Annotated in this window: 15 protein-coding genes; 3 read left to right on the top strand and 12 right to left on the bottom strand. The window is 40.9% G+C overall.

Features of this window, described 5'->3' with window-relative positions; all coding sequences use genetic code 11:
- Positions 1-71: 71 nt before the first annotated feature.
- The 11 genes from hemB to L1D46_RS05570 form a co-directional block, all read right to left on the bottom strand.
- The gene (gene hemB / locus L1D46_RS05520) at positions 72-1082 is read right to left on the bottom strand and encodes a porphobilinogen synthase (protein WP_130050243.1); all 1011 of its coding nucleotides are present in this window, start codon (positions 1080-1082) and stop codon (positions 72-74) included.
- Positions 1083-1094: 12 nt separating this feature from the next.
- Complete coding sequence (locus tag L1D46_RS05525; protein WP_239977034.1) at positions 1095-2951, bottom strand: diguanylate cyclase; 1857 nt, start codon at positions 2949-2951, stop codon at positions 1095-1097.
- Between the two features lies 1 nt (position 2952).
- Complete coding sequence (locus L1D46_RS05530) at positions 2953-3735, bottom strand: TatD family hydrolase (protein WP_130050245.1); 783 nt, start codon at positions 3733-3735, stop codon at positions 2953-2955.
- A complete protein-coding gene (locus L1D46_RS05535; protein ID WP_130050246.1) occupies positions 3735-4268 on the bottom strand; it encodes a hypothetical protein in 534 nt (177 codons plus the stop codon). Before L1D46_RS05535 ends, L1D46_RS05530 begins: the two co-directional genes overlap by 1 nt.
- Position 4269: 1 nt before the next feature.
- A complete protein-coding gene (gene tatC / locus L1D46_RS05540; protein WP_130050247.1) occupies positions 4270-5010 on the bottom strand; it encodes a twin-arginine translocase subunit TatC in 741 nt (246 codons plus the stop codon).
- Positions 5011-5060: 50 nt separating this feature from the next.
- Positions 5061-5393, bottom strand: coding sequence for a Sec-independent protein translocase protein TatB (gene tatB, locus L1D46_RS05545; protein ID WP_130050248.1), 333 nt, complete (start codon positions 5391-5393; stop codon positions 5061-5063).
- A gap of 5 nt (positions 5394-5398) precedes the next feature.
- Complete coding sequence (gene tatA, locus L1D46_RS05550; RefSeq protein WP_130050249.1) at positions 5399-5638, bottom strand: Sec-independent protein translocase subunit TatA; 240 nt, start codon at positions 5636-5638, stop codon at positions 5399-5401.
- Between the two features lie 77 nt (positions 5639-5715).
- Entirely contained in the window at positions 5716-7317 is a 1602-nt protein-coding gene (gene ubiB, locus L1D46_RS05555; RefSeq protein ID WP_130050250.1) for a ubiquinone biosynthesis regulatory protein kinase UbiB, read from the bottom strand.
- A gap of 17 nt (positions 7318-7334) precedes the next feature.
- Complete coding sequence (locus L1D46_RS05560; protein ID WP_130050251.1) at positions 7335-7940, bottom strand: SCP2 sterol-binding domain-containing protein; 606 nt, start codon at positions 7938-7940, stop codon at positions 7335-7337.
- Positions 7941-7968: 28 nt separating this feature from the next.
- Positions 7969-8724 (bottom strand): bifunctional demethylmenaquinone methyltransferase/2-methoxy-6-polyprenyl-1,4-benzoquinol methylase UbiE, encoded by a 756-nt coding sequence (ubiE, locus tag L1D46_RS05565; RefSeq protein WP_239977036.1) that lies wholly within the window; start codon positions 8722-8724, stop codon positions 7969-7971.
- Between the two features lie 121 nt (positions 8725-8845).
- The gene (locus tag L1D46_RS05570) at positions 8846-9832 is read right to left on the bottom strand and encodes a GGDEF domain-containing protein (protein ID WP_239977048.1); all 987 of its coding nucleotides are present in this window, start codon (positions 9830-9832) and stop codon (positions 8846-8848) included.
- Positions 9833-10191: 359 nt separating this feature from the next.
- Between L1D46_RS05570 and L1D46_RS05575 the strand changes: the two genes are divergently transcribed.
- The gene (locus L1D46_RS05575; RefSeq protein WP_130050253.1) at positions 10192-11970 is read left to right on the top strand and encodes a DUF885 domain-containing protein; all 1779 of its coding nucleotides are present in this window, start codon (positions 10192-10194) and stop codon (positions 11968-11970) included.
- Positions 11971-12082: 112 nt separating this feature from the next.
- On the top strand, positions 12083-13567 hold the full coding sequence (locus L1D46_RS05580) for an FMN-binding glutamate synthase family protein (protein WP_130050254.1): 1485 nt from the start codon (positions 12083-12085) through the stop codon (positions 13565-13567).
- Between the two features lie 57 nt (positions 13568-13624).
- Here the strand turns inward: L1D46_RS05580 and mtnK are convergent, their stop codons facing one another.
- Positions 13625-14842: an S-methyl-5-thioribose kinase gene (mtnK, locus tag L1D46_RS05585; RefSeq protein WP_130050255.1), complete on the bottom strand. Its 1218-nt coding sequence runs from the start codon at positions 14840-14842 to the stop codon at positions 13625-13627.
- 134 nt (positions 14843-14976) lie between these two features.
- Between mtnK and mtnA the strand changes: the two genes are divergently transcribed.
- Complete coding sequence (gene mtnA, locus L1D46_RS05590; RefSeq protein WP_178926375.1) at positions 14977-16002, top strand: S-methyl-5-thioribose-1-phosphate isomerase; 1026 nt, start codon at positions 14977-14979, stop codon at positions 16000-16002.
- The last annotated feature ends 3 nt before the right edge of the window (positions 16003-16005 follow it).

Genomic DNA, 16005 nt, shown 5'->3' on the forward strand with positions numbered 1-16005 from the left:
CTATGACAAATTAAATGCAAAATGTTAATAAAATAGGAATAATTTCCAATTTTTAGAATATTTACTTTAGATTAGTTATTTTTTAACCAAACTGCTGCTTGTTTTGCAAAATAAGTTAGGATGCCATCTGCGCCAGCACGCTTAAATGCTAATAATGACTCCATGATTATTGCTTCTTCTGCAAGCCAACCGTTATCAATGGCTGCTTTATGCATGGCATATTCACCACTGACTTGGTAAGCAAATGTTGGTACACCAAATTCATCTTTTACGCGACGTACAACATCTAAATATGGCATGCCAGGTTTCACCATAACCATGTCTGCACCTTCTTGAAGGTCAAGGGCTACTTCACGAATAGCTTCATCAGAGTTGGCAGGGTCCATTTGATAGGTCTTTTTATCGGCGCCTTTCAAGTTACCTGCAGAGCCCACTGCATCACGGAACGGACCGTAGTAGCTTGACGCGTATTTGGCAGAGTAAGCCATAATGCGAGTATGGATATGGCCTTCGGCTTCGAGTGCTTCACGAATTGCACCAATGCGTCCATCCATCATATCTGAAGGTGCGACTATATCGGCACCTGCTTCGGCATGTGATAGCGCTTGCTTAACTAAGATTTCAGTTGTTACATCATTAATCACGTAACCATCTTCATCAATTATGCCATCTTGGCCATGTACTGTGAACGGGTCAAGTGCAACATCAGTGATCACACCAAGCTCAGGAAACGCTTCTTTTAATGCGCGAACTGTACGCTGTGCTAATGCATCAGGGTTGTAGGCTTCTTCAGCTAGTAAAGATTTTTTATCGCTAGGTGTTACGGGGAAAAGAGCAACGGCAGGTACACCTAATTCAACGAGTTCTTTTGCTTCTTCAAGTAGTAAATCAATAGAAAGGCGCTCTACGCCTGGCATAGACTCAATAGCTTCGCGGCGGTTTTTACCTTCTAAAACAAATACAGGAAAAATAAGGTCATTAACGGTCAGTTGGTTTTCAGCCATTAGGCGACGAGAGAAGCCATCACGACGCATGCGGCGCATACGTGTATAAGGGAAAAGGTCGAGTCCTGATTGGGCCATGCTTGTATACTCCTAGTTTGGTAGAGGATAACTCACTACGCGATTTCGACCTGATTGCTTAGCATGATATAAGGCTTTGTCGGCATAGTCAGTGAATAAACTTGGGTTATTAATGTCTTCAGCAATTGCGCTGTAAACACCTGCACTCAAAGTAAATTTAATCGTTGTTCCGGCAACTATTATATCAGTCTTTTCTGCGGCTTTGCGTATTTGTTCGGCAATTTCTAATGCACCTGTCAGTGGCGTATTAGGCAACAGCACGACAAATTCTTCGCCGCCGTAGCGGGCCACTTCATCGAGAGGTCGTTTCAAGTGCTGTTTAATGACATCGGCAGCAGATTGAATGGTTTGATCACCACTTAAATGACCGTAGGTGTCATTAATTGCTTTGAAATGGTCAATATCTAACATGATTATGGCTAAAGGTGTTTGTTCACGTCGCGAGCGACGAATATCCATCAGTAGCTTTTTATCGAAGTAACGGCGGTTCTTGGTTTTTGTCAGCGCGTCTTCCATATTGAGTTGTTCAAGCTCTCGGTTTTTCTCTTCAAGCTCGCGTAACGTCACTTGTAACTCAAAGGTACGCTCCTCGATATTTGCTTCAAGGTCTTGGCGCGCTTGTTCTTGCAGTTCAAGGCGTTCGCGCATTAAGGTATCTTTAGCTTTGCTTTCTGCTAATGCATTTTGTTGTGCTGCGACTTCAGCATCGCGCTGCATCAAAAACAATTTTATGACTGCATAACTCAAGCTCAAGCTACAAACCAAAAAGCAAATGAAGGTGAGTGAAAGCACGCCGATATTTAAATTAAATGGGTTAAATACTCCTAGTGCGCTGTAAATAATGGCGCAGAAAAAAGCGAATAGGGCGATTAGAAAAGCGCTACAAGGCTGTTTATACTCACGGTTAAACTGCTTTAGAGCAATACTTGCAAAGATGATAAGCACCACAGGTAAACTTAATAAGCAAAGTGTAATTGCAATATGAATTGGTAAGAACCACATTATTACAGTGACAAGCACTACGACCCACGCTAACCAATTCTTAAAGCGATTTAAGCGAGATTTGGCAAAGCCAAATATATACCCTTGCAATGGCACAAATAACGCACCACAGATAAAAAATAGGGTCGGAATAGTCAATTGTTGAAACGATGAACCGCTCGGTTGTAAGTAACGATAACCAAAGCCATAAAGGTACACTAACGACAACCAAAGTAAGGTAAGTAATAATCCTGTGTAGGCGAAATAGCGGCGCCTAGAAAAGCCATAAAGTACTAAATTAGTGAGTGCGAGCGATAAAATAAAACCGACTAATAAACCGTACAATAAATTGAACTTACTTTTGTGTTTTAGGTATTCAGCGGGGCTCCAAAGGCTTAGAGGCACTCTTAAGCCACCGTTGTTTTTAACTTTAAGGTAGATTTCGGAATGGCTGGCTTTTGGGATAGTTAATGAGGCTAACAGCGATTCATTCTTAATTTGACGATTGGCTAAAGGAACGGCGTCACCTATTTTGGTGTTAAATAATACATGCCCACCTTGCAGATGAAAGACACTTACTTCATCGAGCAAAGGGTTATCTATCGATAATATCAGGGGGACATCATCTAATGAGGTGTTTTTTATCGATAGCTTGAGCCACATGGGCTTTAAGATCATGCCTAGATTTAAGGTTTCACCTCGGATTGTCTGCCATTTTACATTAGCATTGCTAAATGCTTGTTGTTGAGTAATAGGATCAAGAGTGTACTCAACATTCAGCGTATGTTGAGATTTGAATTGTGAGCTAACAACAATGGAGTTAGCCTGCAAGTAAGGAGTAAATAAAACAACGAAGAGTACGCCACACAGTGACCATAGGCGCTTCATCTTAACCCTTAGTGGTAAATAATTGCCAAAAGTTTAGTGTAGTGTGTTTTGCAACATCAGTAAATTCGCATCCTTTCAAATCAGCAATTTGCTGGCATATATAAGGAAGGTTCTGAGGCTCATTGCGGCGAGATTTCGGTCTTGGTCTGATATTTCTCGGCATCAAAAAGGGGGCATCGGTCTCAATTAACAAACGATTCAAAGGAATTGACGGTACCAAGGCCTGTAGTTGCTCACCTCTGCGCTCATCGCATACCCAGCCCGTGACACCAATATAAAGCCCCATAGCTAGGTAGTTTTGTAATGCATCTTGGTCACCAGTAAAGCAGTGCAATACACCTCGCACCTTATAGTCACTCAAAATTGCGAGCATATCTTCGCAGGCATCTCGTTCATGCAAGTACACTGGCATATCAAGCTGTTCAGCAAGCTTCAGTTGGCGTCTAAACACGCTACGCTGCACATCTCGAGGAGAAAAGTCACGATTGTAATCTAAACCACACTCACCAATGGCAACCACTTCCATGTTTTGGCTAAGAGTCATTAAGTGTTCTTCAAGGTGTTTATCTGCTGTTTTTGCATCGTGAGGATGAACTCCTGCTGTGCAATACTGATTGAACTGTTTAGCGAGTTTCAAAGAAGTTTGGCTGCTCTGAAGATCGCAGCCAATAAGCAGCATCTGTGTTACATCTGCCTCAGCGGCACGTTGTAACACAGCGTCATGAATATCATCAAATTGATGATTGCTTAAGTTGACACCAGCATCAACTAGCGAAGTGCTCATTAGTTAGTACGTTTTACACGAATCGAACGGTTTTGACCTTTAACTTTTAGGAGGAAAGAATTGAAAATACCTCGTTCAATTATGACAACATCTTGTGCTTTTAAACGTAAGCTATCAGAGCCAACTTGACGCCATTGCTGACCATTATCAAGCTCGATGATCAGTTCACCATAAGGTGCTTTTTTTACGCTTTTTACTAAGGAACTTATTTGGTCATCGTTAACTTTTGCAACTTCTTTATGCTCTAAACCAAAGTCTTCATTTTTTGTTTTTACAATTTGTTCGCTTGTTGCAGCTGCAACAGGCGCCGCGACAACAGCTGCTGTAGAGCTTGCTGCAGGTTGTTTAATTTGTTGTTTTGTTGCTGGTTTAGACAGCGATTTACCAGCCATTACGTTGTCGTAACAAAGTAAGCGATTAAAATCATTTTCAACAAAAGTACACGCTTGTAGTGCTTGTAAGTTAACTTCGTTTGCTTGAGTAGTACCAGCAATTGTTAAAAGAGCAACGAAGGGAATGAGTTGTTTTTTCATTTTATTCCTCGGATTCCTGTTGAGGCTTGGCGGTATAAAATGCAGCCAAAATTAAACCTAATTCAAATAATAACAGCATGGGTAATGCTAGTAATGTCTGTGACAGTACATCAGGAGGTGTTAAAAACATGGCAACCACAAATACACCTACCACAATATAAGGTCGTTTTTCTTTTAAACTTTTTGTTGTTGTAGCACCACTCCAGCATAACAGCATGATGGCGACGGGTATTTCAAACGCAATACCAAAAGCAAAAAACAGTTTTAAAGCAAAACTTAAATAGCTACTAATATCAGGCGCTAATGTCATCATATCAGGGCCAGCGTTAGTAAAAAACCCTAAAATGATTGGCAGCACTACAAAGTAGCAAAATGCGATACCACTATAAAATAGCAAAATACTCGAGGCCAAAATCGGCATTAGCATACGCTTTTCATGTTGATACAAGCCGGGTGCTATAAAGCTCCAAACTTGGTGCAGTATCATTGGAATAGCAGCAAATAAAGCCACAAATAGAGTGAGTTTAAACGGTGCAAAAAAGGGTGCGGTTACATCCGTTGCGATCATGGTGGCAGTGCTTGGCAAATTTGCTATAAGAGGTGCTGCAACAAAGCTATAAATATCGTTGGCAAAATAAACCAAGCCGATAAATATTAGCAAAATGCTTAACAAAGCTTTCATGAGTCGATTTCGCAACTCAATTAAGTGGCCAACAAAGCCTGTGTGAGCTTGCTCGGTCATAATTTACTATTCATCATCGTTGTTATTGACCACAAAAGCAGAGATTAAATTCACTTTTTTTCATCATTATTGTTAATTTCTGCTTTTTCAGGCGTGTCTTTCTTGTAACTGTGGGTGACTGACTGGGCAGCCTTTTGTAGTTCGTTTACAGAGTCTTGCAGATCTGGAGAGAGTTCTTGCAAATTTTGTTGCTCTGCTTTTTTTAAGTTTTCGTGAAGCTCATGGATACGGAGTTCTTCGTTCACTTCAGCTTTCACTGAGTTGGCGACTGATTTTAATGTTTTTACCCAGCGGCTCACAGTGCGAATTGCCACAGGCAAGCGCTCTGGACCTAATACAATCAGACCTACGATCAGTACGACAACAAGTTCCCACATCCCCATGTTGATTAAGCCTTATGGTCGTCTTTGCTTTTCTCTACGGTTTCTTTGCTTTGCGTGTTAGAAGATTTTTCTATCTGCTCGCTTTTTGCGTTAGTTTGGTCTTCATCAGACACTGCTTTTTTAAAGCCTTTTACAGCACTGCCTAAATCACCGCCAATGCCACGAAGTTTCTTTGTGCCAAATAACAAAACGATGATTGCTAAAATAATGATTAATTGCCAAATACTGATACCACCAAAACCCATGGGTTACTCCGTTTTTATCAAATTTTTAGAATAGACTTGTCTCGATTATACTCACCAAAACATAAATAGCACTTAGTTTATGTGCTTCGCCATGCAGCAATAAAGCCCGCTACAGCAAAGCCAGCGGTAATTGCGCTCGCAACTAAATCATGCTGTAAATAACATAAGCCTGAAACAATCAAGCAGCTACCAGCAAAGATGCTAAGTAACAAAGGTTTAGCAGATTGCGGCGCAGGCAATTGTACAGGTTGTTGTTGACGTTTTAAGTTTTGATAAATTAAATCAGGTAATTCAGGCATTTTTTCTGCCCAAAATGGCAAGTTCGCATACATTTTTTTCATTACTGCAAGCGGACCAACTTGTTCTTTGACCCAATCTTCTAGGAAAGGTTTAGCAGTTTTCCATAGATCAAGCTGCGGATACAGTTGTCTGCCAAGGCCTTCAACATACAACAGCGTCTTTTGCAGTAACACTAATTGCGGTTGAACTTGCATATTAAAGCGACGAGCCGTATTAAACAGGTTGACTAACACATGGCCAAAAGAGATTTCAGCTAATGGTTTATTAAAAATTGGCTCACACACAGTACGAATAGCAAACTCAAACTCTTCGATGCTGGTATCGGCTGGTACCCAGCCAGAATCAACGTGTAGTTGCGCTACTTGGCGATAATCACGATTGAAAAAGGCAATAAAGTTTTCTGCTAAATAGCGTTTATCTTCGCGATTAAGGGTGCCTACAATGCCACAGTCAATACCTATATATTTTGGGTTATGTGGGTTTTCACGAGAAACAAAAATATTACCCGGGTGCATATCTGCATGGAAGAAACTGTCACGGAATACTTGCGTGAAAAAGACTTCTACTCCGCGTTCGGCTAGTAGCTGCATATTGGTATTTTGCGCAAGCAATGCTTCAGTATCTGATACAGGAATTCCGTAAATACGCTCCATTACCAATACATTACTTCGACTGTAATCACTGTATACAAAAGGGATGTAAAGTGAATTTGAGTCTTCAAAGTTACGACGTAGCTGTATTGCATTCGCCCCTTCTCGCATTAAGTCGAGTTCATCCAACAAGGTTTTTTTGTACTCGTTTACGACTTCAATAGGACGTAAACGTTTAGCCTCTTTTAATAACTTTGCAACTAATCGAGCGACTTTTTGCATCAGCATTAAGTCAGCATCAATTTGCTCTTTTATATTGGGGCGTATGACTTTAATTACCACATCTTGAGCTGCGCCATGCTCATCAATTAAGGTAGCAGTATGGACTTGTGCGATCGATGCTGATGCTAAAGGTGTTTGCGAAAAGTCACTGAACAATTCACTAATATCATTAATACCCAGCGCTTTTTCGATAAGCTGCTGGGCAAGTTCACCTTCAAAAGGTTCAACCTGATCTTGAAGTAGTGCAAGCTCTAATGCGACATCATGAGGGAGTAAGTCACGGCGTGTTGAAAGCATTTGGCCAAACTTGATCCATACCGGGCCAAGTTCTTGTAGAGCAAGTCGCAAGCGCATACCTGCAGGTTTATCTTTATGTTGGTTGCGTAACCAAAATAAGCTTCCGCGTCCGAGCTTTGCAAACCAAGGCACTCTTTTACGCGGAATTAATTCGTCTAAGCCGTAGCTCAGAAGGGTTTTAGTGATGTAATAAAGACGAGCAGACGACACACAAGTTCCTTAGCGCATTAGCGTGACTGTAACAGCGCGTTAATTCGCATCTCTAATTGAGATACTTGGCTTTTTAATTGGCGATTTTGCTGTTTAAACTCAGCAAGCTCAAGAGGGTGTATGGTCACTGCTAACTCATCTTGGCAAAGTGTTGTTAAGGTATTTTCTAACTTACTCTTTGTTTGTGAACCACGACGTTTTAAGGTTTGTAAAGAGAGCCACAACTGTTGTGCTGGGGCATCGCCAATGTATCGAGAAAAGTGCTCTGGCCAGTCAATATCAAGCTCTGCAAAAGCATTGCTAAAGCCTTGTGCAAGATTTAAATCGCCTTGCAAGTCGAGCTTATCTTGGCGAATGAGTTGCGTTAGCATTGACGGATCTTTAAGCGCCAACAAGGTATTGATATCAGCGCTGATCATGCAGTCAAAATTGCGCTCTTGCGTACTGTATAAATGAATTTGCTCGTCGCTGTATACGCACAAAATTGACTGTTGCCAATCACGTATCTCAACCAACAGCTGTTTATCAGCAATTGCTGCAAGTTTGCCTTTTAACTGAGGGTCTAACTGCAGCAGTTGATTAATGATTCGTTCGACGAGTGATAACAGAGCGTTTGCTAACATCGCGTTACCTACTTAATTAATAGAGTTTTTAGTATTTAAAACCACGATGGAGGGCAACAATACCGCCAGTAAGATTTTGATAATTAGTTTGTTCAAAACCTGCATCTTCCATCATGCTTTTTAACGTTTCTTGATCTGGATGCATTCGGATAGATTCCGCAAGGTATTGATAAGACTCGCCATCATTCGCTACTAGCTCACCCATTTTAGGTAAGATATTAAATGAATAGAAGTCATAGGCTTTGCTCAGTATTTCTTGTTCCGGTTTAGAGAATTCAAGTACTAATAAGCGACCGCCAGGCTTCAGAATACGATACATTGAGCGTAGTGCTTTATCTTTATCGGTAACGTTACGAAGACCAAATGCGATAGTGATCAAGTCAAAGCTGTTATCAGGAAATGGCAATGCTTCTGCATTCATTTGTACATATTCAATATTGCCAACACGACCAAGGTTACGAAGTTTCTCGCGGCCAACTTTCAGCATTGAAGAGTTAATATCGCCTAAGATAACCTGACCCGTTTCACCAACTAATTGACTAAATTTAGCGGTTAAATCACCAGTACCGCCCGCAAGGTCTAATACATAGTGACCTTTACGAACACCTGAACTTGCAATAGTTTGGCGTTTCCATAAACGATGAATACCGAACGACATAAGATCATTCATTACGTCATACTTTGCAGCGACTGAGTGGAATACATCTGCAACCATTGATGCTTTTTCGTTTTCAGCAACGGTTTTATAGCCAAAATGCGTGGTCTTTTCTTGATTCTCGTTCATGATTAATCTCTATCGTGGCAATAAAGACTAGTGTACTTGATTGTGGCTGTGGGGTGCAATTTGATTATAACTAAATCATCAGATTAGCGTGGCTTTTCATGACTTAGCGCAGTGTTAAACTTTATTGACCGGCAATAAAACTACTTTGTCCAAGCGACTTGGCTTTAGCTGCTGCTAAAGAAGCTTTACGGGCTAAACTATTAAAGTCACCATCGCCTTCATGCTTGGCAATACCAAGGGCTAGGGTGATAGCAGGTAGTTTGGTGCCATTTCTTGAGCTTACAAAGCGTAGCTTTTCGACACCATTTCGTACTTTTTTAGCTATTAAGTTGGCAGTTTCAGGCTCTATGTCAGCAAGTAAGATGGTAAATTCATCCTTACTTGTGCGCCCTGGCAAACCACTTTCTTGTACGTATTTTTGCACTTGCTTCGCGACTTTACTTAAAATGACTTCACCAATGACATCACCATAGTTTTCAATAAAATGATTTAAGTTTTCTATGTGAATAGAGATAGCACAAACCGCTTTATTTTGGCCGACCCAGAGTTGGGTTTGTTGATTTAAGTAATGGCGCTTGTATAAGCCAGTTTGTTGGTCGGTAATGTGTTGCTTGCGTAATTGAGTGAGCTGTTTTTGGGTTTTTTCTTGTATTGATTTGGCTTTTGCTATTTCTTGCTTAAATTGGCGATGCTGGTTGAGCAGTACTTCAGATTGCTTACTGAGCATTTTTAATGCGTGACGCGTTTGTTCAATATTGTTTTCATCGATTGAATGCACACAGTCACTAACTTGATCAGCAAAGCGCACAATATTTTGCTCGTTATTGCTAGCATTACGCGAAAGGGTGTTAATGACTGAGTCAACGTTGCGAACAATGGCGGTTTTCATTTTATGGCCTTGTTCTATAAAATCGAAATACAGCTGTTCTACATAGACACAATCAATGGCTTTTCTTTGTGCAATGGCGCGGTCAATTGTGGCATTAAGTTTGGGGTTAGATTGGCTGACGTAGGTGTAAACAACTTGGTAGTTAAGTGGTGACGGCGGTAATGCATGGTGTTCTAAAAAGATACATACCTTTGTCATTTTTTCTTGAGCAATAGCCATGGGATCATGGAACATCATTTTTCAATACCACTAAATACGCATATCAACCAATTAATCATCTCTTCCGTAAAGTGTATTTGCTTCCAAGCATAAATACTGAGTCTACAGTAATCTGTAATCAGCCTATTTAAAAGCAAAATCGCTAATTTTGGAACTTAAATTTGTTCTGTTTGTGTCTATTAGCTGATTTTCTCAACAACTTTAACAAGTGTAATTAAAAATTGCTTAAAGCTTGCACATTGATGCTTCCCCAGTGATGCTAATTTGAGCGCATTTAAACTGAGCTTGGTCGCATTTGCTTGGGTTTTAGTCAGTGCTGCGCTACTTTAGCAATACTGATTAAAACTAAAAAGAATGCTATGAAACAAACACTGTCGCGAACTTTAAACCGTTCTGTTATTGCGGTTGCTTTAGCTTGTACTTTAAGCGCTTGCCAGGTAACAAATATTGATGCTGATCAGCAATTTACTCAAGTAGCCGAAAATATTGTTAATTACCGTCAAAGTATCAGTCCATATGGTAAAGAAAATGGCGTAGATGGTTATTTATTAGAAAACCTATCAGCAGAGTTTCTAGAGCAAAAATATAAGAAAAATACAGCTTTACTCGCCGATTTAGATGCTATAGACCGTGATAAATTATCTGAAGAAAACCGCATCAACCTAACTATTTTACGTGGTCAAGTGCAAAATAGTGTCGATGAATATGTGTTTAACACGCATTATATGCCACTAACGTCTGAGTATGGGTTTCATTCTAGCTTATCATTTATGATTTCAAGCTCTGACTACACAAAAGAACAAGATTACCAACTATATCTTGCTAAATTACAGCAAATTCCTCGCTATTTTTCGCAAAATATTGGTTGGATGCGCAAGGGTCTTGAGGTGGGGCTGACTCAACCTAAGGCTGTTTTAGAAGGGTATCAAGACTCAATTACTGCGTATATTGTTGATGATGCAACAGAGTCAGAATTCTACAAACCATTTTTAAAAAATACCGCAGGTATTAGTGACAGCGAATTTGCAGCATTGCAAAAGCAAGCGCAAACTATCATTAAAGAGCAGGTTATTCCGGCTTATCAAGGTTACTTAACTTTCTTTAATAATGAATATCAGCCAGGTGCACGAACAGACATTGGTATTTCTAGTACGCCAAACGGTAAAGCGTTTTACGAAAACCGTGCTAAATACTATACCACCACAGATATGACGCCAAAAGAAATCCACGAGCTGGGTTTACAAGAAGTGGCACGCATTCGTGCCGAAATGGAAAAAATTATTAAGAAAGTAGGTTTTGAAGGCTCATTTGCTGATTTTGTCCACTTTTTACGTACTGATCCGCAATTTTACGCAAAAACACCAAAAGAACTGCTAAAAGAAGCCTCTTACATCGCTAAGAAAATGGATGCTCAATTACCTAAGTTATTCCACACCTTACCAAGAATGCCTTATGGTGTTGCGCCAGTGCCAGCGAGTATTGCGCCTAAATATACAACTGGCCGTTACTCAGGTTCTCGTCGCGATGACCAAGCGGGTTATTATTGGGTTAATACCTATGCGTTAGACAAGCGTCCATTGTATGTTCTTGAAGCATTAACTTTGCACGAAGCTGTTCCGGGGCACCACTTGCAAATCTCACTTAATGCGGAACTTGAGTCACTGCCAAGTTATCGCCGTAATGCTTATTTATCGGCATTTGGTGAGGGTTGGGGCTTATATTCAGAGTTTTTAGGTATCGAAGCGGGTTTTTATCAAGACCCATACAGTGACTTTGGTCGTTTGACCTATGAAATGTGGCGTGCAGCTCGTTTAGTGGTTGATACAGGTATGCATATGTATGGCTGGAGCCGCGAGCGTGCGATGAAGTTTATGAGCGAAAATACCGCGCTTTCATTGCATAATGTGAAGACCGAAACCGACCGTTATATTTCATGGCCTGCACAAGCTTTGTCATACAAAATTGGTGAGTTAACAATTAAACGTTTACGCCACGAAGCTGAGCAAGCGCTTGGTCAAGATTTTGATATTCGCGAATTTCATCATCAAATATTACGTCATGGCTCAGTGCCAATGTCAGTACTTGAAGAGCAAATTCAACTTTATATTAAAGCTGAGTTAGCCAAACGAGCAGCATAGCGGCATAAAAGAAACGAAAAGGCGTGATTTAAATCACGCCTTTTTTGTTTATTGCACCTAATATAAACAACTTATATGATTTGATAGATGTCATTTCACAAAGGGGCCTTGGATGAGTGATTTTATAATTTTTAGTATCGATGTATTTGCCAGTTTATTTATTTTTGCATTAGGCATCGTTTTGCTAGTGATTGTGTGTTTTTACATTAGTGATGTAACGCAATCTAAACATGCTATTCGCCGTAACTACCCAGTGATTGGCCGCTTTCGTTACTTTTTTGAACGCCAGGGGGAATTTTTCCGTCAGTACTTCTTTGCTATGGATAGAGAAGAATTACCCTTTAACCGTGCAGAGCGGAGTTGGGTGTATCGTGCTGCGAAGAATGTTGACCGTACGACGGCCTTTGGTTCAACTCAGAGTCTTGAAGCGACAGGAACCGTAATGTTTATGAATTGCGCGTTTCCTACCTTAGATGAAGAGGCGCTCGATCCTAGTGAAGTCACTTTAGGACCTTATTGTCCTAAACCCTATACCACAAATGCATTATTTAATATTTCAGGCATGAGCTTTGGTGCACTATCTAAGCCGGCTGTTCGAGCACTATCTCGAGGTGCTAAATTAGCTGGCTGTTGGATGAACACAGGTGAAGGCGGGCTAAGCTCTTATCATCTTGAAGGTGGTGCTGATATCGTGTTTCAGATCGGCACGGCAAAATATGGTGTACGAGATGAGCACGGTAAATTAAGCACCGAAAAACTCAAAGCAATTGCTGATCACGAACAAGTTAAAATGTTCGAAATTAAAATGAGCCAAGGCGCAAAACCCGGTAAGGGAGGTATGTTGCCGGGACGTAAAGTGACTGCAGAAATCGCAAAAATTCGGGGGATTCCTGAAGGGCAAGACTCAATTAGTCCAAATGGTCATCCTGAGATTAAATCACCAGCTGACCTACTTGATATGGTCGCCATGGTGCGCAATACCACGGGCAAACCCACAGGTTTCAAAGCGGTGATTGGTGAATACACTTGGCTCGAAACCTTATTCAGTGAAATTAATAACCGTGGCATTGAATCAGCCCCAGATTTTATCACAATAGATAGTGCCGATGGTGGTACGGGCGCTGCCCCTCAGCCTTTGATGGATTCTGTGGGGTTGCCCCTGCGAGAAAGCTTACCTTTGGTTGTTGATTTATTGAAGAAACATGGGCTTAGAGAGCGAGTGAAAGTGATTGCCTCGGGTAAGTTGATTGTACCATCTAAAGTTGCTTGGGCATTGGCATTGGGCGCTGACTTTATTGTTTCAGCTCGTGGTCACATGTTTTCGCTTGGTTGTATTCAAGCATTGCAATGTAATAAAGATACCTGCCCAACCGGCATTACTACGCATAATGAACGCTTACAACGAGGCTTGGATGTAACAGACAAAGCCCAGCGTGTTGCTAACTATAATAAGTACATTCATTACGGCGCAGGGCTTATAGCCCATTCGTGTGGCGTATCAAGTGCCAGAGAGCTGGCTCGTCAGCATGTGCGGGTGGTACAAGAAAATGGCTTATCAGAACCGCTCGATAAAATGTATGAGCACTACAATAAATAATCTAGTTGGGTTGAATAATTAAAAGGCGCATTGAGCGCCTTTTTAAATTTTTGACTATTAGTTTAATAAACTGATTAACAAAGAAAAGAACTCGTCTTTATTATTACAGCTTGTGGCATTGAGCATCAGTTGCTCGCCGAGTACAAGTGTTTGTTGTTGTACTGCTAAACGCGCTTGTTCATCTTCAATTCCATCGATATCAGCAACATGGGCTAAACCAATAGTACGGCGAATAAGTTCAGCGCCACAGTAGCCAATCGCATCTCGCAGTACTTGTTGTAAGTAATCTTCGCTAAAAGCGCGATTTGCAAAGCTAATATCAGTTGCTTCGTTACTTGCTAGGTTTAGCCAGTGTTGTTCAAATTGGCTATAACAGTCTTGTAAGCAAGTTAATAAATGGGTTTGATACTGACGGCGTTTTGCTTGTTCTGTGATACGGGCGTTTTGGGCGCAGTAATTTAGTAACAAATTACCCATAAATGAGCCGATATCAAAACCAACAGGACCAAAAAAGCCGAACTCTGGATCGATCATTTTGGTGGTATTGCTATCAACAAAAATACTGCCGCTATGCATATCACCATGTAATAAAGTTTGTGGGCAAGATAAGAATTTAGCTTTTAATTTTGCTGCTGCTAGTTTTAAAGCATCATTATTACGAATACTTTCGACGTGCTCATTAAGCTCAGCTGGGAAATTATTGCGCTCATGCTCAATGTACGGATCAGTAAAGAATAAGTCTTCTGTGATCTTACATAAATCAGGATTAATAAATTGACTGACTTTGGCTTTTTTATCTTCAGCAGATAAGTAAAAGTCTGAGTTATAAAAGCCTGTTCGGCTTAAATAGAGCGCAACATGACTTGCCAATAATGGAAATTGCTCTGCGTTGATTTGTGCGCCACGTAAAATTTGTAACTCACCTAAATCTTCTAATACAGTTAAAGCCAGTTCTACATTATGATGCAATATCGCCACTGTATGCTCTGGACATAACTGACCATGATTAATCAATACTTCGGCTTCAATGCGTGCGCGGTCCAAAGATAACGGCCATGACTCACCTACACAACGGGCGTAAGGAAGTGCTTGTTTTAAAATTACACTATTGTTGTGCTGATCAGCAACACGAAAAACTAAGTTTAAGTTTCCGTCGCCAAATTCGTATGCACTAAGCTTTGCATCATTAGTGAATACTGAAATTCGCTTACTTTCAATAAGTTCTTTAATGTAATCAACAGCATGCTCTGCAGTGAAGGCAGTATATTTAGCCATGGCTTAATCTCGTAATACAATTAACTTTAAGCATTCTATACCTGTAGCCGTTTAGATGTCCATACATCTAACTTGTTAGTTCTCAAAACTGATGTAAAATAACGACTCATCTAAATTAGTTATCTGGATTTTGTATGCAAGATCTCATCGCGAGCAGTATTAAATATCAGCAAGGTACGCTAACCGTGCTTGATCAGTATTTGTTGCCACATCAACAGCATTGGCATGTATGTAACGATGTTGAAACGATGAAAGATTTGATTCTGACTTTGAAAATCCGGGGCGCACCTTTAATCGGCTTAGGTGCTAGCTTATTGGTTGCACATTTAGCTGAGCAGGGCATGAGTCAATCAGCACTTTCTACTGCCATTGATGAACTTGAAGCAACCCGCCCAACAGCGGTAAACCTTATGCACTGTATGGCCAAGTTACGTGCAGCGCTTGCAGAGACGAATTATGTTGCAGCTGTTGTCTCTACAGCTGAGCAGTTATTTAAAGAAGATATTGCCCTTTGCGATAGTATGGCTGAACGTGGTGCTGCCTTGGTTGATAAAGGCGACAACATTTTAACCCATTGTAATACAGGTGCGTTAGCGACTGCGGGTGTTGGCACTGCACTAGGCGTTATTTATAAAGCGCAGCAACGCTATGGTGATATTCATGTTTGGGTTGATGAAACACGACCGTTACTGCAAGGCGGTCGTTTAACTGCTTTTGAGCTCGAGCGTTGGCAAATTCCTTACACCTTGATTTGCGATAACATGGCGGCCAGTTTAATGGCTGCGGGCAAAGTCGATAAGATATTTGTGGGCGCAGATCGTATTGCTGCAAACGGAGATTTTGCCAATAAGGTAGGCACTTATAACCTCGCTGTGTTAGCGCATTTCCATAACATTCCATTTTATGTTGTAGCGCCACTCACGACACTTGATACGCAAACGATATGTGGTAATGACATTGAAATTGAGCAGCGCAGTGTAAATGAAGTGCGCGGTGTTAGTGGTAGTTTTGGTGAAGCAATGTGGGCACCGACTAATGCACAGGTTTATAACCCAGCGTTTGATGTAACACCTGCTAACTTAGTAACAGGTTGGGTGCTCGATACCGGGGTTTATAACCAAGCAGATATCGAGCAAGGTATTTTAAAGCAGTTAAAATAGCGG

Source organism: Pseudoalteromonas sp. Isolate3 (assembly GCF_022398505.1).
GTDB lineage: Bacteria > Pseudomonadota > Gammaproteobacteria > Enterobacterales > Alteromonadaceae > Pseudoalteromonas > Pseudoalteromonas apostichopi.